Annotated in this window: 19 protein-coding genes; 10 read left to right on the top strand and 9 right to left on the bottom strand. The window is 67.2% G+C overall.

What is annotated here, in order from left to right; all coding sequences use genetic code 11:
- Positions 1 to 87 precede the first annotated feature (87 nt).
- Both AC1DR1_RS01055 and AC1DR1_RS01050 read left to right on the top strand, forming a co-directional pair.
- Positions 88 to 1,737 carry an ABC-F family ATP-binding cassette domain-containing protein gene (locus AC1DR1_RS01055; protein WP_229994770.1) on the top strand — a complete coding sequence of 550 codons (1,650 nt, stop codon included), beginning with the start codon at positions 88 to 90 and terminating at the stop codon, positions 1,735 to 1,737.
- A gap of 266 nt (positions 1,738 to 2,003) precedes the next feature.
- The gene (locus AC1DR1_RS01050) at positions 2,004 to 3,461 is read left to right on the top strand and encodes an amino acid permease (protein ID WP_229994771.1); all 1,458 of its coding nucleotides are present in this window, start codon (positions 2,004 to 2,006) and stop codon (positions 3,459 to 3,461) included.
- A 90-nt stretch (positions 3,462 to 3,551) separates the two neighbouring features.
- Here the strand turns inward: AC1DR1_RS01050 and AC1DR1_RS01045 are convergent, their stop codons facing one another.
- From AC1DR1_RS01045 to AC1DR1_RS01020, 6 genes are read right to left on the bottom strand one after another with little or no spacing between them, the layout of a single operon-like run.
- Positions 3,552 to 4,385 carry an HpcH/HpaI aldolase family protein gene (locus AC1DR1_RS01045; protein WP_364745047.1) on the bottom strand — a complete coding sequence of 278 codons (834 nt, stop codon included), beginning with the start codon at positions 4,383 to 4,385 and terminating at the stop codon, positions 3,552 to 3,554.
- Positions 4,370 to 5,155: a 2-oxo-hept-4-ene-1,7-dioate hydratase gene (gene hpaH, locus AC1DR1_RS01040; RefSeq protein WP_364745050.1), complete on the bottom strand. Its 786-nt coding sequence runs from the start codon at positions 5,153 to 5,155 to the stop codon at positions 4,370 to 4,372. The genes AC1DR1_RS01045 and hpaH overlap by 16 nt, the downstream gene beginning before the upstream one ends.
- Position 5,156: 1 nt before the next feature.
- Positions 5,157 to 6,245, bottom strand: coding sequence for a 3,4-dihydroxyphenylacetate 2,3-dioxygenase (gene hpaD / locus AC1DR1_RS01035; RefSeq protein ID WP_229994774.1), 1,089 nt, complete (start codon positions 6,243 to 6,245; stop codon positions 5,157 to 5,159).
- A 39-nt stretch (positions 6,246 to 6,284) separates the two neighbouring features.
- On the bottom strand, positions 6,285 to 7,799 hold the full coding sequence (hpaE, locus tag AC1DR1_RS01030) for a 5-carboxymethyl-2-hydroxymuconate semialdehyde dehydrogenase (protein ID WP_476992069.1): 1,515 nt from the start codon (positions 7,797 to 7,799) through the stop codon (positions 6,285 to 6,287).
- 9 nt (positions 7,800 to 7,808) lie between these two features.
- On the bottom strand, positions 7,809 to 8,513 hold the full coding sequence (locus tag AC1DR1_RS01025; RefSeq protein WP_476967488.1) for a GntR family transcriptional regulator: 705 nt from the start codon (positions 8,511 to 8,513) through the stop codon (positions 7,809 to 7,811).
- Positions 8,506 to 9,999 carry a fumarylacetoacetate hydrolase family protein gene (locus AC1DR1_RS01020; RefSeq protein ID WP_476992068.1) on the bottom strand — a complete coding sequence of 498 codons (1,494 nt, stop codon included), beginning with the start codon at positions 9,997 to 9,999 and terminating at the stop codon, positions 8,506 to 8,508. Before AC1DR1_RS01020 ends, AC1DR1_RS01025 begins: the two co-directional genes overlap by 8 nt.
- A 221-nt stretch (positions 10,000 to 10,220) precedes the next feature.
- Here AC1DR1_RS01020 and AC1DR1_RS01015 point away from each other — a divergent pair, with 221 nt between their 5' ends.
- A complete protein-coding gene (locus tag AC1DR1_RS01015; protein WP_476992067.1) occupies positions 10,221 to 12,170 on the top strand; it encodes an FAD-binding monooxygenase in 1,950 nt (649 codons plus the stop codon).
- 386 nt (positions 12,171 to 12,556) lie between these two features.
- On the opposite strand, the gene AC1DR1_RS01010 is transcribed toward AC1DR1_RS01015, so the two are convergent.
- Both AC1DR1_RS01010 and AC1DR1_RS01005 read right to left on the bottom strand, forming a co-directional pair.
- On the bottom strand, positions 12,557 to 13,327 hold the full coding sequence (locus tag AC1DR1_RS01010; protein ID WP_229994779.1) for a dienelactone hydrolase family protein: 771 nt from the start codon (positions 13,325 to 13,327) through the stop codon (positions 12,557 to 12,559).
- Positions 13,328 to 13,433: 106 nt separating this feature from the next.
- Positions 13,434 to 13,610 (bottom strand): CsbD family protein, encoded by a 177-nt coding sequence (locus AC1DR1_RS01005; protein WP_229994789.1) that lies wholly within the window; start codon positions 13,608 to 13,610, stop codon positions 13,434 to 13,436.
- Between the two features lie 177 nt (positions 13,611 to 13,787).
- Here AC1DR1_RS01005 and AC1DR1_RS01000 point away from each other — a divergent pair, with 177 nt between their 5' ends.
- From AC1DR1_RS01000 to AC1DR1_RS00975, 6 genes are all read left to right on the top strand, one after another.
- Positions 13,788 to 14,261 carry an SRPBCC family protein gene (locus AC1DR1_RS01000; protein WP_364745065.1) on the top strand — a complete coding sequence of 158 codons (474 nt, stop codon included), beginning with the start codon at positions 13,788 to 13,790 and terminating at the stop codon, positions 14,259 to 14,261.
- The gene (locus AC1DR1_RS00995; RefSeq protein ID WP_476992162.1) at positions 14,261 to 14,938 is read left to right on the top strand and encodes a pentapeptide repeat-containing protein; all 678 of its coding nucleotides are present in this window, start codon (positions 14,261 to 14,263) and stop codon (positions 14,936 to 14,938) included. Before AC1DR1_RS01000 ends, AC1DR1_RS00995 begins: the two co-directional genes overlap by 1 nt.
- A gap of 109 nt (positions 14,939 to 15,047) precedes the next feature.
- The gene (locus AC1DR1_RS00990; RefSeq protein WP_229994782.1) at positions 15,048 to 16,259 is read left to right on the top strand and encodes a thiolase family protein; all 1,212 of its coding nucleotides are present in this window, start codon (positions 15,048 to 15,050) and stop codon (positions 16,257 to 16,259) included.
- Positions 16,259 to 17,074 carry an enoyl-CoA hydratase/isomerase family protein gene (locus tag AC1DR1_RS00985; protein WP_476992066.1) on the top strand — a complete coding sequence of 272 codons (816 nt, stop codon included), beginning with the start codon at positions 16,259 to 16,261 and terminating at the stop codon, positions 17,072 to 17,074. The genes AC1DR1_RS00990 and AC1DR1_RS00985 overlap by 1 nt, the downstream gene beginning before the upstream one ends.
- A gap of 2 nt (positions 17,075 to 17,076) precedes the next feature.
- Positions 17,077 to 17,967: a 3-hydroxyacyl-CoA dehydrogenase family protein gene (locus tag AC1DR1_RS00980; protein ID WP_476992065.1), complete on the top strand. Its 891-nt coding sequence runs from the start codon at positions 17,077 to 17,079 to the stop codon at positions 17,965 to 17,967.
- A 32-nt stretch (positions 17,968 to 17,999) separates the two neighbouring features.
- The gene (locus AC1DR1_RS00975) at positions 18,000 to 18,635 is read left to right on the top strand and encodes a GNAT family N-acetyltransferase (RefSeq protein ID WP_476992064.1); all 636 of its coding nucleotides are present in this window, start codon (positions 18,000 to 18,002) and stop codon (positions 18,633 to 18,635) included.
- Here AC1DR1_RS00975 and AC1DR1_RS00970 read toward each other — a convergent pair.
- On the bottom strand, positions 18,620 to 19,456 hold the full coding sequence (locus AC1DR1_RS00970; RefSeq protein WP_476992063.1) for an SGNH/GDSL hydrolase family protein: 837 nt from the start codon (positions 19,454 to 19,456) through the stop codon (positions 18,620 to 18,622). The genes AC1DR1_RS00975 and AC1DR1_RS00970 overlap by 16 nt on opposite strands.
- A gap of 284 nt (positions 19,457 to 19,740) precedes the next feature.
- Between AC1DR1_RS00970 and AC1DR1_RS00965 the strand changes: the two genes are divergently transcribed.
- Positions 19,741 to 20,421: a tyrosine-protein phosphatase gene (locus AC1DR1_RS00965; protein ID WP_229994791.1), complete on the top strand. Its 681-nt coding sequence runs from the start codon at positions 19,741 to 19,743 to the stop codon at positions 20,419 to 20,421.
- Positions 20,422 to 20,430 lie beyond the last annotated feature (9 nt).

Here is a 20,430-nt window from a genome sequence, read left to right as displayed (position 1 = left end):
GCCTCAGTGCCTCACGAGGAGTCGTCGGTGCCATACTGAGGACGCAAGCCGCCGCCGGCAGGCTGGGCAACTACTTGCGAGGACTCCTTGAGCGAACATCTCCGCCTTTCGGGCGTATCCCATGGCTATGGGGACCGCCAGCTCTTTGCCGACGTCGACATTGCCATCACAGCCGGTGAACATGTGGCGATCGTCGGCGAGAACGGCGCGGGCAAATCCACGCTGCTCCGGATCTTGGCCGGGCTCGAGGCCCCGGACGAGGGCACCGCTGTCAGCCACGGCCGCGTGGGCTATCTGGCCCAGACCCACGGCCTGCCGGATCAGTTCACCGTCAGCAACGCGATCGACGCCGCACTGGCATCCCTCCGCGCCCTGGAGGCCGAGCTGGACCGCCTGGAGGGCGGGCTTGCCGACGCGGAAACCGGCGAACTGGAGCGCTACGGAAACCTGCAGACGCAGTACCAGCTCAGGGAAGGCTACGCCGCGGAATCCCGGGTGGAGGCGGCGCTGGACCGGCTGGGCCTGGGCGGGCTGGACCGGATGCGGACACTGGGCTCGCTCTCCGGCGGGGAACAGGAACGCGTGGCACTGGCCTGCGTACTCGCCGATCCCGCGGACATCCTGCTCCTGGACGAACCCACCAACCACCTTGACGCCAGCGGCACGGCCTGGCTGGAGGCGCGGCTGGCGGCGCACCGCGGAACCGTGGTGGTGGTCTCCCACGACCGCGTGCTGTTGCGAAAAGTGGCCACAACCGTGATTGAGGTGGATGCCGAACGCCGGACGGTCAACCGGTATGGCAACGGCTACGAAGGCTACTTGCGGGAGAAGGCGGCCGAACGCCAGCGCTGGGCCCAGCAGTACCGCGGGTGGCTGGACGCGATGGCTGCCGAGCAGCTCCAGGCGGACACGGTCGCGGGGAAGATGGGCTACGCCCGCCAACGCGACGGCGACAAAATGGGATTCGACTTCAAGGCCGGCACGTGGCAAAAGGCGGCCACCAGCAAGGTCCGCAATGCCCAGGAGCGTCTGCGCCGGCTGGAGGCAAACCCCGTCGACCGTCCCCCGGTGCCCCTGAAGCTGGCGACGGATCTGCGGGCAGACGTTGCGGAGGGCCCCGCTCTCGAAGCGAAGGGGGTGACCGTGCCCGGCCGCCTGGAACCCACGGACTTCCGCGTCGAAGCGGGCCAGAAAATCCTCATCACAGGCCCCAACGGCGCAGGCAAGTCCACGCTGCTCTCCGTTCTCGCGGGCACGCTGGAACCGGCCAAGGGCACCGTGGTGAGGCACGGCCGGATCGGCTACCTGCAGCAGGAGCTGGAACTCCCGCAGCGCCCGGCGTTGCGTCTCTTGCCCGCTTTTGCCTCGGGCCTGGGCGGCAACATCGATGAGCACGCCGAGGCGCTGCTGCGCCTGGGACTGTTCCGGACCAGCGAATTCCACGTACCGGTGGGCAGCCTGTCCGCAGGGCAGCAACGCAGGCTGGCGCTGGCCCGGCTCCTGCTGGGCGGCTTCGGAACGATGCTGGTGGACGAGCCCACCAACCATCTGGCGCCCGTGCTGGTGGAACAGCTTGAAGCGGCCCTTTCCGACTTCGACGGGACATTGGTCATGGTCAGCCACGACCGCGCGCTGGGGGAGTGGTTCAACACGTGCGCCAAGCGAAGCGAAACCGGGCACGGGGCCGGCGCCGGAAACTGGCTCCGCTACGCCATGCGGGACGGCGCCCTGGCGTAGCGGAACGATGCGCCGGGATTTGCGGACTCGAAATAGAACATTGTTCGGCTATTCTGCAGATTTGGCGCCATTAATTAGGGATAGTACCCATCTGGTGTTGCCCGCGTCACGGCCAAGCCGGGAATTCTAGTACGATGGATGAGCCGCGCGAAGCTTTGACTTTGTGAGGTTCGGTACACGAGGCTGCCCCACCGGGCAGAACCCGAATGCTGTGTAACCGAATCCCGGTCCCGTCCCGGCCATAATTCGACCTACAAGGAACCGTTGTGCCATCACTTACCCCCACAGAACTCAAGAGCGCGCCAGCGGAATCCGCCGTCGACTCGACCCTCAGCGCCGAGGGCTATAAGAAGACCCTGAGCGGCCGCCACGTGACGATGATCTCGATGGGTGGCGCAATCGGCGTCGGCCTGTTCATGGGGGCCGGCGGACGCCTGGCCTCCACGGGCCCGGCGCTGATCTTCTCCTACGCCATTGCCGGCGTGATCGCCTACCTGCTCATGCGGGCACTGGGCGAGCTCATCATGTACCGCCAGACCTCGGGCTCCTTCGTCAGCTACGCCGGCGAAATGTTCGGCAAGAAGGGCGCCTTCCTCTCCGGCTGGATGTACTTCATCAACTGGGGCATGACCGGGATCGCGGAACTGATCGCGATCGGCCTGTACTTCCAGTTCTTCTTCCCCAATGTCCCGGTGGAAGCCTCCGCGATTGCCGCCCTGGCGCTGCTGGTGGCCGTCAACCTGCTCAGCGTCAAGGCGTTCGGCGAGTTTGAATTCTGGGCTTCCTGCCTCAAGGTTGGCGCCATCCTGATCTTCCTGGCCGTTGGCACCTTCATGGTGGTCACCAACGCCAAGGTGGGCGATGGCCACGCCTCAGTCGCCAACCTCTTTGCCGACGACGGCGGGATGTTCCCCAAGGGCGCCCTCGTGATGGTCCTCGTGCTCAACGCCGTGATCTTCGCCTACAACGGCATCGAACTCGTCGGCATCACCGCAGGCGAGATGGAAAATGCCAAGCGCGAAGTGCCCAAGGCGATCCGTGCCGTCGTACTGCGCATTGTGGTGTTCTACGTCGGTTCCGTGCTGCTGCTGGCCATGCTGCTGCCCTCCGACCAGTACAAGGCCGGCGTGTCCCCGTTCGTTACCGTGTTTGGCCAGATGGGCCTCGGCTGGGTGGGCGACGTGATGAACATGATCGTCATCACCGCCGCGCTGTCCTCCTGCAACTCGGGCCTGTACTCGATTGGCCGTGTCTTCCGCACCATGGCCAACAACGGGCATGCCCCGCAGTGGCTCACCAAGATGTCCAAGCGCCACGTGCCGTACGCCGCCATCCTCGCGATCGCCGCTTTCTACCTCGTGGGCATCCTGCTGAACATCTGGCTGGGCGGCTCGCACGCCTTCGACCTCGCGCTGAACACCGCGTCCATCGGCGTGATCTTCACGTGGGGCGCCATCTTCGCCAGCCAGATCGCGCTGCGCCACCAGAAGGGCCGCGTCTCCAGCCTCCCCATGCCGGGCTCGCCCTGGACCAGCTGGGCCGGACTGGTCGCGCTGCTGGCCATCACCGTGCTGATCGGCTTCGACACCATGACCAGCAAGACCGGCGAGGTCTTCCACCTGGGCCTGTGGACCCTGGCCACCGTTCCGTTCTTCGCCCTGGTGCTGTGGCTGGGCTGGCAGAAGGTCAAGAACAACGCGCCCAAGAGCGAGCTCTACAGCTAGGACCCACCGGTCCGKCGCGTAGCGCGACGGCGGCGGCAATCACCTCGACCAGGTGGTTGCCGCCGCCGTCGCGTTTAACGCCGCGGATCTTCAGTAGCTGGCAGGGGTGTCGGCAGGCCCCACCACCGGGTCCGCTGGGATGTAGTCGGCAGCGAGTGCCTCGGAGCCGCGGGCGAGGATGGACACATCGGCCCCGACCAGCACGAAGGCCGCGCCGGCTGCCATGTAGTGGCGCGCGGTGGCGGGGTTGAAAGCGTTCACGCCCGCGGGTTTGCCGGCCGCTTTGGCGGCGGCAAGGCAGTGTTCGACGGCGGCGCGCACCCGGGGGTGTTCCTGCTGGCCCAGCAGCCCCATGGAAGCGGCGAGGTCGGCGGGTCCCAGGAAGATGCCGTCCACGCCGTCCACCGCCAGGATGTTCTCGACGGCGGCGACGGCGGCTTCGGATTCGATCTGCACGGTGACGCTGACGGTGTCGGAGGCGCGGGCGAGGTAGTCGGGGGTCCGGTTCCAGCGCGCGGCCCGGGCCAGGGCAGAGCCCACGCCGCGGACGCCGTGCGGCGGGTAGCGGGTGGCGGCCACGGCGGCCTCCGCCTCGGCGGCGGAGTTCACCATGGGGATCAGCAGGTTCTGGACTCCCAGGTCCAGGTATTGCTTGATGAGCACCGTGTCGTTCACCGGCGGACGGACCATGGCCTGGACCGGGTAGCCGTGGACGGCCTGCAGCTGGGCCAGGATGGATTCGAGGCCGTTGGGGCTGTGCTCGGCGTCGATCAGGAGCCAGTCCAGTCCGGCACCCGCGCACAGTTCGGCCACCAGGGGGCTGCCGGAGCAGACCCACATCCCGGCCAGCGGGCGGCCGGCGCCGCCCGTTTGGTTGCGCAGGGCGTCACGGAAGGTGGGGTCTGGTTCTACTCGAAGCGGCATGTCACAACTCCCAGGGGTCCGTAGTCGGCGTGCACGGTGTCACCTTTGTACACCCAGAGGGGCCGGGTGAAGGAGCCGGCGAGGATGATGTCGCCGGCCTTCATGCCGTCCCCGTGGGCGGCGATCTTGTTGGCCAGCCAGTGCACGCCGTTAGCCGGGTGGTCCAGGACACCGGCGGCCACGCCGGTTTCCTCCACGGTCTGGTTCTTGTAGAGGATGGCGGAAACCCAGCGGAGGTCCACGGCGTCGGGCCGGACGGGGTTTCCGCCCACCACCATGGCGCCCATTGCGGCGTTGTCGGCGATGGTGTCCACGATGGTCCGGCCCTCCATTTCGATCCGGGAGTCCAGGATCTCCAGGGCCGGGACCACGTAGTCGGTGGCATTCAGGACGTCGAAGATTGTGCAGCCGGGACCGGCCAGGTCCTTCTTCAGCACGAACGCCAGTTCCACTTCGACCCGCGGGTGGGTGTACTGGTCCCACTGCACCGAGCAGCCGGTCTCCAGGACCATGTCATCGAAGATGGCGCCATAGTCCGGTTCGGTGATGCCGGTGGCGGCCTGCATCGCCTTGGACGTGAGGCCGATCTTGCGGCCCACCAGGGCCCGTCCGGCGTCCTCGTTGCGGCGCCGCCACAGCTGCTGGACGGCGTAGGAGTCCTCCACCGACATGTCCGGGTAGCGGGCCGTCAGACGGGGGACCGGGGTCCGGCGCCGGCCGGCTTCCACCAGTTCGTCTGCGATCGCCTCGATGGTCGCGGGATCCAGCACGCTAAACCTGCGCTCCGAGCTTGAAGCCCGTCTTTTCTCCGGCGGGGCCGTCCTCTTCCTTGCGGGTGTAGGAGAAGCCGTCCGCGCCCACGGTCACGGCCATCTCGCTTTTTTCCTCACGGACAATGACGGGCTGTGGGTTGCCGTCGAGGTCCAGGACCAGGGAAGCCTCGGTGTACCAGGAGGGGACCACGGGATTGCCCCACCAGTCGCGGCGCTGGTTGTCGTGGACGTCCCAGGTGATGATGGGGTTGTCCGGGTCGCCGGTGTAGTAGTCCTGCGTGTAGATCTCGATGCGGTGGCCGTCCGGGTCCAGGATGTAGAGGTAGAACGCATTGGAGACACCGTGCCGGCCGGGGCCGCGTTCGATCCGGTCGGAGATGCGCAGGGCACCCATCTTGTCGCAGATCTGGATGATGTTGTGCTTCTCGTGCGTGGCGAAGGCAATGTGGTGCAGCCGCGGGCCGTTGCCGCCGGTCAGTGCGGTGTCGTGCACGGTCTGCTTGCGGTGCATCCAGGCGGCGTAGGTGACACCGTCGGAGTCCTTGATGTCCTCGGACACGCGGAAGCCCAGGTCCTCGAGGTATTTGCGGCCGCGCGGGACGTCCGGGGTGACCTGGTTGAAGTGGTCCAGCCGGACCAGCTCGCCGGCCGAGTAGAGGTCGTAGCGCTGGGTGAGGCGCTCGACGTGTTCGGTCTCGTAAAAAAATTCGTAGGGGAAACCGAGCGGATCCTCGACGCGGACGGCGTCGCCGATGCCCTTGGTGAAGCCTTCCTTGCGGCGCTCGGTGCGGCAGCCGAGTTCCTTGTAGTAGGCCTCGGCGGCGTCCACCTCGGCGGGGGACTTCACCCGGTAGGCGAAGGCGGCCGCAGCGGCCACGGGGCCCTTGCGCAGCACCAGGTTGTGGTGGATGAACTCTTCCAGGGACCGCAGGTAGATGGTGTTCTCGTCTTCCTCGGTGACGTGCAGGCCCAGCAGGTCCACGTAGAACTCGCGGGACTTGGCGAGGTCCGTGACCACGAGTTCCAGGTAAGCGCAGCGGACGATGTCCGGGGCCGGGACGGTGGGGGTGGGGACGAAGTTGGTCATGGTGTTCTCTCTTCTTTGAAAGGGGGGTGGTGTGCGCTGTTAGGCGCCGAATTTGGGGGTGTGAACGGTGCCGAGGGTGATGTGGACGGCCTGCTGGTCGGTGTAGAAGTCGATGGACCGGTAGCCGCCCTCGTGGCCCAGGCCGGAGGCCTTGACGCCGCCGAACGGGGTGCGGAGGTCGCGGACGTTGTGGCTGTTGAGCCAGACCATGCCTGCCTCGACGTTCTGCGAGAAGTTGTGCGCCCGGGTCAGGTTCTGGGTCCAGATGTAGGCCGCCAGCCCGTACCTGGTGTTGTTCGCCAGGGCGAGGGCTTCCTCGTCGGTATCGAAGGGGGTAATGGCGACGACGGGGCCGAAGATCTCCTCCTGGAAGATCCGCGCGTCCGGGGCGACGTCGGCGAACACGGTGGGGGCGATGTAGTTGCCCTCGGGAAGGTGGTCCGGGCGGCCGCCGCCGGCCAGCAGCCGGCCCTCGGACTTGCCGATCTCCACGTAGGAGGCCACCTTGGCGTAGTGCTCCGGGTGGACCAGGGCACCGACCTCGGTCTTGGGGTCGTGCGGGTCGCCCACCACGATGTTCTTGGCCCGGGCGGCGTACTTGTCGCAGAATTCCTCGTACACGGCGCGTTCCACCAGGATCCGGGAGCCGGCGGTGCAGCGTTCGCCGTTGAGGGAGAAGACGCCGAACAGCGCGGAGTCGATCGCGGCGTCGAGGTCGGCGTCGGCGAACACGACGCACGGTGACTTGCCGCCGAGCTCCATGGACAGGCCCTTGAGGTTGGCCGCGGCGTTGCGGAAGATCGTCTGGCCCGTGGTGGTTTCACCGGTGAAGGAGATCAGCGGGACATCCGGGTGCTTCACCAGGGCGTCGCCGGCTTCCTCGCCGAGGCCGTTGACGAGGTTGAACACGCCGTCGGGAAGGCCGGCGTCCTTGAAGATCGTCGCCCACAGCGAGGCGGACAGGGGAGTGAATTCGGCCGGCTTGAGGACCACGGTGTTGCCGGTGGCCAGGGCCGGGGCGAGCTTCCAGGATTCGAGCATGAACGGGGTGTTCCACGGGGTGATGAGGCCGGCGACGCCGATCGGCTTGCGGTTGACGTAGTTGATCTGGGCGCCGGGGACCTTCATGGCGTCGTCGAACTGGGCCACGATCAGGTCCGCGAAGAAGCGGAAGTTCTCGGCCGCGCGCAGCGCCTGGCCCTTGGCCTGGGTGATGGGCAGGCCGGTGTCGAAGGTTTCGAGCTCGGCGAGGCGTGCCTCCTGGGCCTCGACGGCGTCGGCGATCCTGTTCAGGATCCGGGCCCGTTCGCGGGGCTTCATCTTCGGCCACGGTCCGTTGGTGAACGCGTCGCGGGCGGCGGCGACGGCGAGGTCGATGTCTTCCTTCTGGCCGGCGGCGGCGGTGGCGTAGTTCTGGTTGGACACCGGGTCCAGGACGTCGAAGGTCGCCCCGCCCACCGAATCAACGAATTCGCCGTTGATGTAGTGCTGGATGTGGGTGGGAAGGTCCTTCGGAACGTAGTGGGTCTGGGTGGATTCGGCAGTGAACGTCATTGTTTTTCCTTACTGCTGTGTGGTCTGCGGGGTCGGGAGCTCGATTGCCGCCGCCTGGGCGAGGTACGCGTCCAGGGTGGCGCTGCGGTGGCGGCGGGCGGCCTTTTCGATGTCATCCGGGCTGGCGCCGGACTCGATGAGCTGCAGCAGGGCCTCGTGCTCGTCCACGGATTCGTGGGCGCGGCCGGGGACGAAGCGGAACGTGGATGAGCGCAGGGACGCCAGCCGGTTCCAGCCCCGGTGCACGAGGTCCAGGATGTGCGGGTTGGGGCAGTGCTCGAACAGGACGCTGTGAAAGTCCTGGTTCAGCCGGGTGAACCGGACGGGGTCGAAGTGCTGCAGGCATTCGCGCATCTCAGCGTTGACGGCCCGGGCGCGGGCCACGTCCGCCTCCCCGATCAGCGGAGCCGAGAGTGCTGTGGCGGCGCCCTCGACGATGCTGAGCGTCTGCATTGTGTAGAGGTACTCGGTGGGGTCGATGCCGGCCACCGTGGCGCCGACGTTCCGCTCGAACTTGACCAGGCCCTCGGCCTCGAGCCGGCGGATGGCTTCGCGGACCGGGACCACGCTGACACCCAGGTCCTCGGCGATCTTTGCCAGCACCAGCCGGTAGCCGGGGGAGTAGGTCCCGTCCACGATCCGCGACTTGATGGCCGCATAGGCCTGCTCGGATTTGCTCACTGTTGCAGTGGCCGTGGCAGCTGTGTCAGTCATGGGCTTTGCCGGCTTCCCATTCCTGGTAGCGGGTCCGCCATGCGGCGTTGAGCGGGTAGAGCCCGTCCACGCTGTGGCCCTGCTGCACCATTTCGGCGATGAAGGTCTCCTCGCGTTCCTGGGCGATGGAGTCGTCCGCGAGCTCTTCGGCGAGGGCCGGCGGGATCACCAGGATGCCGTCCGCGTCGGCCACGATGATGTCCCCGGGCTGCACGGTGGTGCCGCCGCAGGCGATGGTGATGTCCGTGTCCCACGGGATGTGCCGGCGGCCCAGGACTGCGGGGTGCGGGTTGGCATAGTAGGTGGGCATGTCCATGGCGGCCACGGCGGAGAAGTCGCGGACGCCGCCGTCGGTGATGATGGCGGCGGCGCCGCGGACCTGGGCGCGGAGGGCCAGGATGTCGCCGATGGTGCCGGTGCCCTTTTCGCCGCGGGCTTCCATCACGAGGATCTCGCCCTCGTTGACGGAGTCGATGGCCTTCTTCTGGGCGTTGAAGCCGCCGCCGTGGGCCTTGAAGAGGTCCTCGCGGTTGGGGACGTAGCGCAGGGTCCGGGCCAGGCCCACGATCCGCTGCTCCGGCCGGGTGGAGGTCAGGCCGTCGATGCTGACGTTGTTCAGGCCTCGCTTGCGCAGCTGGGAGGAGAGGGTGGCGGTGCAGACGCTTTCCAGCTTCGCCTTCAGTTCCGGGGACAGGATAGGTCCGACGGCGGCGAGGCCGGCGGCTTCACGGGAACCGTAGGCTTCCTCCCGCTGCAGATCGTCGGTCTTGGGCCGGGCGCCAAAGTCTGCGAACGGCGTCGTGCCTTCCGCCACCCGGGTGACCAGCCGGCCGGTGGTCAATTCAGCGCCGGCGGCGCCTCCCGTCGTCGCGCTGACTTCAACCTCGACGACGTCGCCCGGCTTGGCCACCGAAGCCCCGGCGGGGGTGCCGGTGAGGATGATGTCGCCCTCTTCGAGGGTGAGCAGCTGGGACAGATCGGCCACGAGCCGGGCGAACGGGAAGAGCAGGTCCCCGGTGGTGTCGTCCTGGACCAGTTCGCCGTTGTGCCAGGTGCGGATCCGCAGCTTGGCGGGATCGACGGCGTCTGCCGCGATCATGCCCGGTCCCACCGGCGTGAAGCCGTCGCCGCCTTTGGAGCGGAGGTTAGAGCCCTTGTCCGCGTAGCGGAGGTCGTAGACGCCGAGGTCGTTGCTGGCGGTGACCCACTCGACATGGCTCCACGCGTCCTCGATGCCCACGCGACGGGCGGGCTTGCCGATGATCAGGGCGATCTCGCCCTCGTAGCCGAGGAGTTCGCAGCCGGCCGGGCGCTCCACGCTTGAGGGGGCTGCTGCCGAACCGATTGCCAGGGACGACGACGGCTTCAGGAAGTAGGAAGGCTGCTCGGGTGTGCGGCCGCGCTGGGCTGCCCGGCTGGGGTAGTTGATGTGCACCGCGATGACCTTGCGGGCCGCGGCCAGGATGTGGTCGGTGACCTGTTCCAAGAGTTACTCCTCATCGAGTACGAAATCGTATACGAAAACTATGGTCCGGGATCCGTGGAACGTCAAGCCCCTTTTCGGCAATTTCCAAAGTGCTTGTAACCCGCGTCATATCTGCCGTACAGTTTTGGATTGGGAATCAAAATTCTATTATCGAACGTCAAGTTCTAATATCGAACACCACGACGGCGACAGACCGCCACACAACGAAGTGAGGAAAGCCCGTGCATTTCCACCACCACGGTTACGTATCCGGTGACCCGCGAGTCCAGCCGGCCGCCGGCGTCGGCATCGACCGTCCCACGCAGCTTCCGGACGAGGTCGACGTGCTCATTGTGGGCACCGGGCCTGCGGGCATGCTCACCGCCGCGCAACTCTCCCAGTTCCCGGGCGTCACGACCCGGATCGTGGAGCGCCGCGCCGGCAGGCTCGCCATCGGCCAGGCCGACGGCATCCAGGCCCGGAGTGTCGAGACCTTCCAGGCCTTCGGTTTCGCCGAGCGGATCATCGCCGAGGCCTACCGCATCACCGAAATGGCCTTCTGGAAGCCGGACCCCGCGGACCCGTCCCGCATTCACCGCAGCGCCCGCGCCGTGGACGACCCTGCCGGCATCAGTGAGTTCCCGCACCTGATCGTCAACCAGGCCCGCGTGCTGGACTACTTCGGCGAGTTCATGGCGAACTCGCCCACCCGCATGTCGCCGGACTACGGCCTGGAGTTCCGCGGCCTCGAGGTCACCGGTGAAGGCGAATACCCCGTCACCGTGACCCTCCTGCACACGGCCGGCCCCTACGAGGGCCAGGAACGCACTGTCCGCGCCAAGTACGTCGTCGGTGCGGACGGCGCGCGGAGCAAGGTGCGGGAATCGATCGGCTGCACGCTCGCCGGCGACCAGGCCAACCATGCCTGGGGTGTCATGGACGTGCTCGCGAACACGGACTTCCCCGACATCCGCCTCAAATGCGCCATCCAGTCCGGCCGGGGCGGCAGCATCCTGCATATCCCGCGTGAAGGCGGCCACCTCTTCCGCATGTACGTCGACCTCGGCGAGGTGGACCCCAACGACAAAGGCGCGGTCCGCAACACCACCATCGAGCAGATCATCGCCAAGGCGAACGAAATTCTCCACCCGTACACGCTCGACGTGCGCAACGTCGCCTGGCACAGCGTGTACGAGGTGGGACACCGCCTCACCGACCGGTTCGACGACGTCCTGCCGGAGCAGCGGGGCACCCGCACGCCGCGGGTGTTCATCACCGGCGACGCGTGCCACACGCACAGCGCCAAGGCCGGCCAGGGCATGAACGTCTCCATGCAGGACGGTTTTAACCTGGGCTGGAAGCTCGGACACGTGCTCGAGGGCCGCAGTCCGGAGAGCCTGCTGTCCACGTACTCGGCCGAGCGCCAGGTCATCGCGAAGAACCTCATCGACTTCGACAAGGAGTGGTCGACGCTGATGGCGAAGAAGCCCGAGGAGTTCGAAAGCCCCTCCGAGCTCGAGGACTTTTATGTCAGCACCGCCGAATTCCCGGCAGGCTTCATGACCCAGTACGCACCCTCCATGCTCATCGGCGGGCCGGCGCACCAGGACCTGGCCGCCGGGTTCACCATCGGCAAGCGTTTCAAGTCCGCGCCCGTCGTGCGGGTCTGCGACACAAACCCGGTGCACCTCGGCCACCAGGCGAAGGCGGACGGTCGGTGGCGCATCTACGTCTTCGCGGACGCGGCAGCGCCGCAAACGGGCCAGCAGGGCGCGGGCGAGCAGGGCGCGGCGTCGCCCGTCGCCGAGTTCGCCGACTGGATCGCGAACTCGCCGGACTCGCCCCTCGCCGCCACCCCCGAGGGGGCGGACCGTGATGCTTGGTTCGACGTGAACGTGATCTACCAGCAGGACCACACGAACCTCGACATCGGCGCCGTGCCGGCGGCGTTCAAGCCGCAGGTGGGCCCGTTCCAGCTCACCTACCTCGAGAAGGTCTACGCCACGGATCCGACGGCGGACATCTTCGAGCTGCGCGGCATCGACCGCGGCGGCGCGGTGGTGGTGGTGCGGCCTGACCAGTATGTGGCGAACGTCCTGCCGTTGACAGCGACGGCGGAGCTCGCCGCGTTCTTCGCGCCCCTCCTGCGGGCAGGCAACCGCGCCCGTGAATTCCAGAACCACGCGGGCTAAGCGCCGGCCCACGGGCACCCTTCCGATGGCGCAGTGACGCTCCCGCCCAGTTGCTGCTGACCGCACCTCTACGTGCCCGCGAAACCCCGGCAGTGCGTAGAGGTGAAGCGGGGTCCGGCACCGAGCAACTGGGATGGAGCGTCGTCAGGCGGGAGCAGGGACGAACGCGGACATCCCGCCACACACCGGCCCGGTTCCGCTACGGAAAACGTTCCGTGACAAGGCAATGGCCCGGCGCTACGGGTATACCAGCAGCGCCGGGCCGTTTGCGCGTCGCCGGCCCGGATCCGTAGCGAATTGCTGGGGCGCTCAGCCCGGGACTGGGTCCCGCGACGTGGCGGCAATCCTGGGGCTCAATTGTCCCTGAGTCGGCGTGTACGCACGGCTCAGGGCCTCAGGTGCTGGGCGAAGTGGTCCTCGATCCGCTGCCAGGCTTCGGGGGCCGATTCCGGGTCCGGGCCGATGCCCATGACCCGGAACAGTGGTCGCAGCGGCCTCGGCCCGGTCTCCACATCGTTGAGGAAGGCGTGCCCGGCGTGCGGGAATTCCTTGACGTCGTGGGCCACACCCAGGCGGTCGAGCACGGACTCGAGTTTCGCGGCCCCACCACGCAGGGTGCGGTCCTTGCCGCCGAAGTTGGCCACGATCGGGCAGGCCCCGGCGAGGGCCTCCTCCGGGTTCTTGGGGAGCCGGCCGTAGTTGACGGCTGCGGCGTCGAAGCCGTCATTGGCCAGGAGCAGGGCAAAGCCGCCGCCCATGCAGAACCCGATCACGCCGATCTTGCCCGTGGTCCGGCCGGATTCCCGGAGCCAGTCCCGGGCGGTGGCCAGATCGGTGAAGGCCCGGCCCTCGCCCGCAGCCAACGCACGCATGGTGGCCACGAGACAGCGGCGGGCGCCGCCGTCGCTGAAGAGGTCAACGGCCAGCGTCAGGTAACCGGCGGCCGCCATGCGGTTGGCGTGGCGGACGGTGATGTCGTCCAGGCCCAACGCTTCGTGGACCATCAGGACCGCAGGAAAAGGCCCGTCGCCCTCCGGCGTCGCCAGGTAGCCGCGCAGCACCGGCGAACCGCCGGCGGCAGCGCTGGCCCGGCTCAAGTCGACGTTGCTGAGATTCCGGCTGACGCTCTGGCCGTGGTCTGCTTGGGTGCGTGCCATGGTGTCCCCTTTATCGGCTGTGTGGGGCCATTCTCGCAAACGGGCACAAAAAAGCAGCGCCGGACATCCCCCAAAGGAAAATCCGGCGCCGCAAACTTTTTAAGGACTAGTCCTTCTTGAAGGTGTCCTTGACGTTTTCGCCGACCTTCTTCGCATCGGCTACAACCTGGTCCCGCTGGCCCTCGGCTCGAAGCTGGTCGTTGTCAGTGGCATTGCCAGCAGCTTCCTTGGCCTTGCCGCCGAGGTGCTCTGCTTCGTTCTGAATCTTGTCTCCGACGCCCATGGTGTTGGCCACCTTTCGTTTCCGGTTGAAATTCACTGTCCAATCACCATAACACAAAGCATGCTTACTAATTCAAGGGTCTCCCGGGATGATCCTGCGGTGCGTCGACGCCGGCCGCGGCCTGGGCGGTTGGCGCAAGGGTGAAATTCTCCCGGCCCGCGGGCTAGGCTCGAGGTCATGGACCACAAGACCACTCTCACGCAGCACATCAATGCTCCGGCGGACTCGGTGTGGGCGGTGGTGTCGGACATTCCGGGATCCGCCGCGACCCTGTCCGGCGTCGATTCGATCCAGATGCTCACTGACGGACCTTATGCCGTGGGCACCCGCTGGAAGGAAACCCGCACCATGATGGGGCGCTCGGAAACGGTGGAGATGTGGGTTTCCCAGTCCGAGGCGCCGTCGACCGGCCGGGGCGGCAGCACCACGGTGAAAGCCCTCCAGGGCGGCGCCGACTACACCTCCAGGTTCGCACTGGCGGAGCGCGACGGCGGAACGGACCTCACGCTGACCTTCGGCGCCGAAGTCATCAAACCAACCCGGTTCAGCAAGATCATGCTCACCGTGTTCGGCCCGCTCGGGATGCGCATCACCCGCAAGGCGCTGGCCAAAGACCTGGCGGACATCGCCGCCAAAGCCGAGTCCCTGTGATGGTGCGGCGCGCTGCGGCGGACAAGGCACCCAAGGTCACCGCACCCCGCCTCGAGCCGGTCCGGCCGGGGGAGCTGCGGGACGATCCTGCCCCGGAATTCCGGCGGGGTGTTCGGTACGACGGCGTCCGGTACAGCCGCGCGTCGGCAGACGGCCTGGACCTTGGCGCCACGGACTTCGCCGAGTGCGAATTCGCCGGGGTCTCCTTCAATGAGACGCAGCTGCGCGGTGCCACTTTCCGTGACTGCATCCTGACCGAGGTCTACGCCCCCGTGCTGATGGCAGCCCGGACCAGTCTGCGGGATGTGGAGATCAGCAACCCCCGCTGGGGATCGGCCGAACTCTATGATTGTGGCTGGCAATCGGTGCGGATCGACGGCGGCAAACTCGACTATGTGAACCTGCGCGGGTCCAAGCTCACGGACGTGCAGATCAGTGACTGCATCATCAACGAGCTGGATCTGGGCTCCTGCACCGCCACGCGGGTCGCCTTGAAGAACTGCACGATCGGCACCCTTGATTTCTCCGGGGCCCGGCTCAAGGACTTCGACCTCAGGGGCGCCGATTTCCGCACGATCAGCGGCCTGGGTAGCCTGGCCGGCCTCGTGGTCGACGACGACCAGCTCACCCTGCTCGCCCCATTGCTCGCGGCCCATCTGGGCGTCGTCGTCGCGTAATCCGCCGGCATCCGGTTGACCCCCTTGGCCCACCGTGTAATCTTTATAGAACGAACGGTCGGTAAATTACTCTGCTGCCGGCCCCGCTTTCTTGGTGAAGGATGTTCTCATGGTCGAGGCTTTTCTTGTTGGCGGCGCCCGCACCCCGGTGGGCCGCTACGGCGGCGCCCTCTCCGCAGTCCGCCCCGATGACCTGGCCGCACTGGTGGTTCGTGAGGCTGTGGCCCGGGCCGGCGTCGATCCGGACAGCATCGAGGAGGTAATCCTCGGCAACGCCAACGGCGCCGGCGAAGAAAACCGCAACGTGGCCCGCATGGCCACCCTACTTGCCGGGTTGCCCCTCCACATCTCCGGCATCACCGTGAACCGGCTCTGCGCCTCCGGGCTCAGCGCCATCATCATGGCCAGCCACATGATCAAGTCCGGCGCCGCGGACATCGTGATCGCCGGCGGAGTCGAATCCATGAGCCGGGCCCCCTGGGTCCAGGAAAAACCCCGGACCGCCTTCGCCAAACCGGGGGAAATATTCGATACCTCCATCGGCTGGCGTTTCGTCAACCCGCAGTTCACTAAGGGAGAGCTCTCCCGGGACGGCAAGATGACCTACTCCATGCCCGAGACGGCGGAAGAGGTGGGCCGGGTTGACGGCATCTCGCGGGAGGACGCCGACGCCTTCGCCGTCCGCTCCCACGAACGCGCCCTGGCCGCCATCGCCGCCGGCCGCTTCGCCGAGGAAATCGTCCCCGTGACCGTCAAGACCCGCAAGGGCGAGACCGTGGTGGACACCGATGAGGGCCCCCGCGCCGGCACCACCATGGACGTCCTCGCCGGGCTCCGGCCGGTAGTCAAGGGCGGCTCGATCGTCACGGCAGGCAACTCCTCCACCCTCAACGACGGCGCCTCCGCCATCATCGTGGCCTCCGAAGCCGCGATCCAGAAGCTTGGCCTCACGCCCCGGGCACGCATTATCGACGGCGCCTCCGCCGGCTGCGAGCCCGAAATCATGGGCATCGGACCGGTCCCGGCCACCGAGAAGGTACTCGCCCGTTCCGGCCTCAGCGTCGGGGACCTCGGCGCCGTCGAACTGAACGAGGCGTTCGCGACCCAGTCCCTGGCCAGCATGCGCCGGCTCGGCCTTGACCCGGAGATTGTGAACCGCGACGGCGGCGCGATCTCCCTGGGCCACCCGCTCGGTTCGTCCGGTTCCCGGATCGCGATCACGCTGCTGGGGCGGATGGAACGCGAAAACGCGAAGATCGGCCTCGCCACCATGTGCATCGGTGTCGGCCAGGGCACGGCCATGCTGCTGGAGCGCGTGTAGTGGCGGCCCCGGCACTGGCCCTCGACGCGGCTGGCTTCGGCACGCTCCTGGTCGAAGAGCGCGAGGACCGCGTGGTGGTGGTGCTCAACCGCCCCGAGGTCCGCAACGCGATCGACCAGCAGATGGTCGACGAACTCCACGCCGTCTGCGCCCATCTCGAGCAGCACCCGAAAATCCTTATCATCGCCGGCGCCGCCGGGGTTTTCGCCTCTGGCGCCGACATCGGGCAGCTGCGCGAACGGCGCCGCGACGATGCCCTGCAGGGCATCAACTCCACCATTTTCGTCCGGATCGCCAAGCTGCCGATGCCCGTCATCGCAGCCCTCGACGGCTTCTGCCTCGGCGGCGGCGCCGAACTGGCCTACGCCGCCGACTTCCGGATCGGCACCCCGTCCGTCCGGATCGGCAATCCCGAAACCGGACTCGGCATCCTGGCCGCCGCCGGCGCCAGCTGGCGCCTCAAGGAACTCGTGGGGGAGCCCGTCGCCAAGGAAATGCTGCTGGCCGGTGCCGTGCTGCGCGCAGACCGTGCCCTCGCGGTCAACCTCATCACCGAAATCCACGAACCGTCCGGGCTGATGGCAGCGGCCCACGGGCTCGCCGACCGGATCGCCTCGCAGGACCCGCTCGCCGTCCGGATCACCAAATCCGTGTTCCACGCCCCGGCCGAGGCGCATCCCCTCATTGACCAGCTGGCGCAGGGGATCCTCTTCGAATCCCAGGCCAAGTTCGACCGTATGCAGACTTTTTTGGATAAGAAATCAGCCAAGAAAACAGAGAAGCAGTCAGCCAAAGAATCCGGGAAGCAGAAATAGACATGGGCAACTCCGTACTCCCCGACAGTAACCTTCCCGGCAGCAAGTTTCCCCACTCCGTCGGGGTTCTCGGCGGCGGCCGCATGGGCGCAGGCATCGCCCACGCCTTCCTGATCAAGGGAGCCAATGTGGTGGTCGTCGAGCGCGACGAGGCTTCGGCCGAGGCCGCCCGGGAGCGGGTCGAGTCCGCCGCTGCCAAGAGCCTCGAGCGCGGCGCCGTGGATGGCAACCTGGACGAGATGGCTTCCCGGCTCGCGGTCACGGTGGACTACGACGACTTCGCCGGCCGGCAGCTGGTGGTCGAGGCTGTTCCGGAGGACTGGGACCTGAAGGTCACCGCGCTGCGCGGTATCGAGGAACGGCTCGCCGACGGCGCCTACCTCGCGTCAAACACGTCGTCGCTGTCCGTCAACGGGCTGGCCCGTGAGCTGAAGCGGCCGCAGAACTTCCTGGGCCTGCACTTCTTCAACCCGGTGCCGGCGTCGACGCTGATCGAGGTGGTCCTCGGCGAGCAGACTTCCGACGCCCTGGCGCAGGCCGCCCGCGRCTGGGTCGAGGCGCTCGGCAAGACCGCCGTCGTGGTCAACGACGCGCCTGGCTTCGCCTCCTCCCGGCTTGGCGTCGCGATCGCCCTCGAAGCGATGCGGATGGTGGAAGAGGGCGTGGCCACCGCCGAAGACATCGACAACGCCATGGTCCTCGGCTACAAGCACCCCACAGGCCCGCTGCGGACCACCGACATTGTGGGCCTGGATGTGCGCCTCGGCATCGCGGAGTACCTGCAGTCCACGCTGGGGGATCGTTTCGCTCCGCCGCAGATCCTGCGGGACAAGGTCGCCCGCGGGGAACTGGGCCGCAAGTCCGGCAAGGGCTTCTTCGACTGGACCAAGTGACCGGCGCGTGACCGTGCCCCTAGGATGGTGCGGTGACTTCCCTGGACCGCCCCGCGATCGCCCCCATCACCCTGACCGGCAAATATGTCGTCCTTGAACCGCTGAGCCCGGACCACCACGACGGCCTCGTCGAGGCGGCCCGCGACGGTGAGCTGTGGCACCTCTGGTACACCAGTGTGCCCGCGCCGCAACACATGGCCGCCGAGATTGAGCGGCGCCTGGCCCTGCAGGACAGCGGCGACATGCTGCCCTTCACCACGCGGCTGCTCGACCCCGCTACGGGCACAGCGGGCCGGGTGATCGGCATGACCACCTACATGAACATCGACGCCGCAACGCCCCGGGTGGAGATCGGCTCCACCTGGAACGCGGCGTCAGCACATGGCAGCGGCACCAACCCGGACTCCAAGTTGTTGCTGCTGCGGCACGCCTTCGAGACGCTGGGCTGCCCCGCCGTCGAGTTCCGGACGCACTGGCTCAACCACCAGTCCCGTGAGGCGATCGCGCGGCTGGGCGCCAAGCAGGACGGTGTGCTCCGCAGCCACACGCGCAGCACTGACGGGGCGCTGCGGGACACAGTTGTGTTTTCCATCCTGGAACACGAGTGGCCGATGGTCCGGAACGCCCTTGAGTCCAGGCTGGCCAAGCGGCGTCAGGGTGCCGAGTAGGCCTTGGCCCCATTAAGCGAAGCGAAGTACGCCTCGTAGCCCCGGGCGTTCGGGTGGAAGTTTTCGGGACTGGCCAGGGCCGAACGGTCGAGATTGATCCACGGGGCTGCTGAGTTCACGCCGTGACCGGCGAAAGCGGCCCGGACATCGACGTACTCCGCTCCGGTGGCCCGGGCGGCGGCGGCGATGGAGCCGTTCAAGCCGTCAGCCAGGAGTGTGGACTTGTAGATGAACAGGGACATCGGATCAGCCTGACCGGGGGCGACCGGATCGTAGAGGTACGGGTAGCCCGTCACCACAACCTTGGCGTTGGGCGCGGCAGCCTTCACGCGCTGGATCATCGCGGTCACGTCACCGGCCAGCTTATGGCTGGAGATCTGGCCCTCAGCGTAGGCGCTGGCAGCGTCGCAAAGCGGACCCGCGGCGGGATTAACCATGGCGGCGCCGCAGGAGGCGAGGATTTCCGCAAACCGGAGGTTGTTGCCGCCGGCCGTGATGGTGACGAGTTCCGTGCCCTTGTTCAGCTGCCTCAGCTGGGTGTTCACAACGTCTTGGGTCGTCTTGCCGCTGCAGGCCGCGTTCGCGACCAGTTTGATGGATTTCTTGTGGGCAGCGAGTTCGGAATAGGTGTTCTCGCTGCGGTAGCAGTCATCCAGGTACGGCCCCGCCCCCAGCCCGGCGGCGTAGGAGTCTCCCAGCGCGATGTAGTTGGCCTTGTCTACGGCCTGCGCCGGCGCCGCCGCCAAACTGGCCGCCACTGCCAGGGTGGCGAGACCGGCCGCAAGAGCCGTTCGCCGGCGTCGAAGTTTCAGAGTTCCCATGGTGTTCTCCTCGGTTGCACGCTGGTTTCAGCGCCCGTGCCGTGAAAGCGTGCCGCGAAGAGGTCTCAGTCCCGGCTGCAGGCGAGCTGAAGTGGGCCCGGCGGCCACCGGGCACACCGCCACCCTATGCGGAAGCGTCGACCCGCACCATGGCAATCGTCCCGTTGTGTATAACTTTTGTGAATCCTCCCGTGGATCGGCACCGGTGCGTGTGTTTAGCTTTCTGGATGACGATTCCTGCCGCGCCCGGAGGCCATGCCAGGAGGACGGCCGTGCCCGGAGCGATGGCGTGGGACGGAGCGGTTAACGCCTGGCACGTCGCCGGCAGCGTGTTCCGGATGGGACGCCGCGAGTGGCTGACCGAGGCCGGCTGGCGGCAGGTGTACGACGGCGGCATCCGGACGGTCGTGGATCTCCGCAACGAAGCGGAAATCCGGCGCCGGGAGACCGACCCGCCGGTGACGGGGGCAGCCTTGGCCGGTTTCGACGTCGTGCTGGCCCCCACCGAAGACCCGGGCAACAGCGAGTTCCGCGAGCTCTGTGTGCCCTACCTGAACGACCCTGTCTGTTATGGCGACAACGCCAGGCTGTTCCCGCACCTCCTGGCCGGCGTCTTTAAGGCAGTGGCGGCCGCGGAGGGCGGCGTGGTCATCCACTGCTCTGCCGGGCGGGACCGGAGCGGCATGATCGCCGCCATGCTGCAGGACCTCGCCGGCGACAGCGACGAGGCCATTGTGCGCGGCTACCAGCGCTCCATGCGGGGCATCAATGAGCACCTCAGGCAGGCGGCTGTCCCGCATCCCCACGAACGGTATCTGCCCGAGGAAGTTCTGGCTCCGCTGCTCCAAACGCGGTCGGAAAGCCTCTTGCGGTTCGTGCGCCACGTGAAGACCGGTGATTTCTTACGCCACAATGGCATAACGGACCGGGAGCTGACTGCCATTCTGGCCAAATTGGGGCGCTAGAGTAACCGG

The sequence above is a fragment of the Arthrobacter sp. P4_F10 genome (genome assembly GCF_056401435.1).
This window is presented reverse-complemented; position numbering and strand designations above follow the sequence as displayed.

Excerpts from the sequence above, each read along its gene's own strand:
- AC1DR1_RS01010 (WP_229994779.1), bottom strand. The coding sequence starts at position 13,327 with ATGGCACGCACCCAAGCAGACCACGGCCAGAGCGTCAGCCGGAATCTC.
- AC1DR1_RS00990 (WP_229994782.1), top strand. The coding sequence starts at position 15,048 with ATGGTCGAGGCTTTTCTTGTTGGCGGCGCCCGCACCCCGGTGGGCCGC.
- AC1DR1_RS00970 (WP_476992063.1), bottom strand. The coding sequence starts at position 19,456 with ATGGGAACTCTGAAACTTCGACGCCGGCGAACGGCTCTTGCGGCCGGT.
- AC1DR1_RS01025 (WP_476967488.1), bottom strand. The coding sequence starts at position 8,513 with ATGACTGACACAGCTGCCACGGCCACTGCAACAGTGAGCAAATCCGAG.
- AC1DR1_RS01005 (WP_229994789.1), bottom strand. The coding sequence starts at position 13,610 with ATGGGCGTCGGAGACAAGATTCAGAACGAAGCAGAGCACCTCGGCGGC.
- AC1DR1_RS01045 (WP_364745047.1), bottom strand. The coding sequence starts at position 4,385 with ATGCCGCTTCGAGTAGAACCAGACCCCACCTTCCGTGACGCCCTGCGC.
- AC1DR1_RS00995 (WP_476992162.1), top strand. The coding sequence starts at position 14,261 with ATGGTGCGGCGCGCTGCGGCGGACAAGGCACCCAAGGTCACCGCACCC.
- AC1DR1_RS00965 (WP_229994791.1), top strand. The coding sequence starts at position 19,741 with ATGGCGTGGGACGGAGCGGTTAACGCCTGGCACGTCGCCGGCAGCGTG.
- AC1DR1_RS01000 (WP_364745065.1), top strand. The coding sequence starts at position 13,788 with ATGGACCACAAGACCACTCTCACGCAGCACATCAATGCTCCGGCGGAC.
- hpaD (WP_229994774.1), bottom strand. The coding sequence starts at position 6,245 with ATGACCAACTTCGTCCCCACCCCCACCGTCCCGGCCCCGGACATCGTC.
- hpaE (WP_476992069.1), bottom strand. The coding sequence starts at position 7,799 with ATGACGTTCACTGCCGAATCCACCCAGACCCACTACGTTCCGAAGGAC.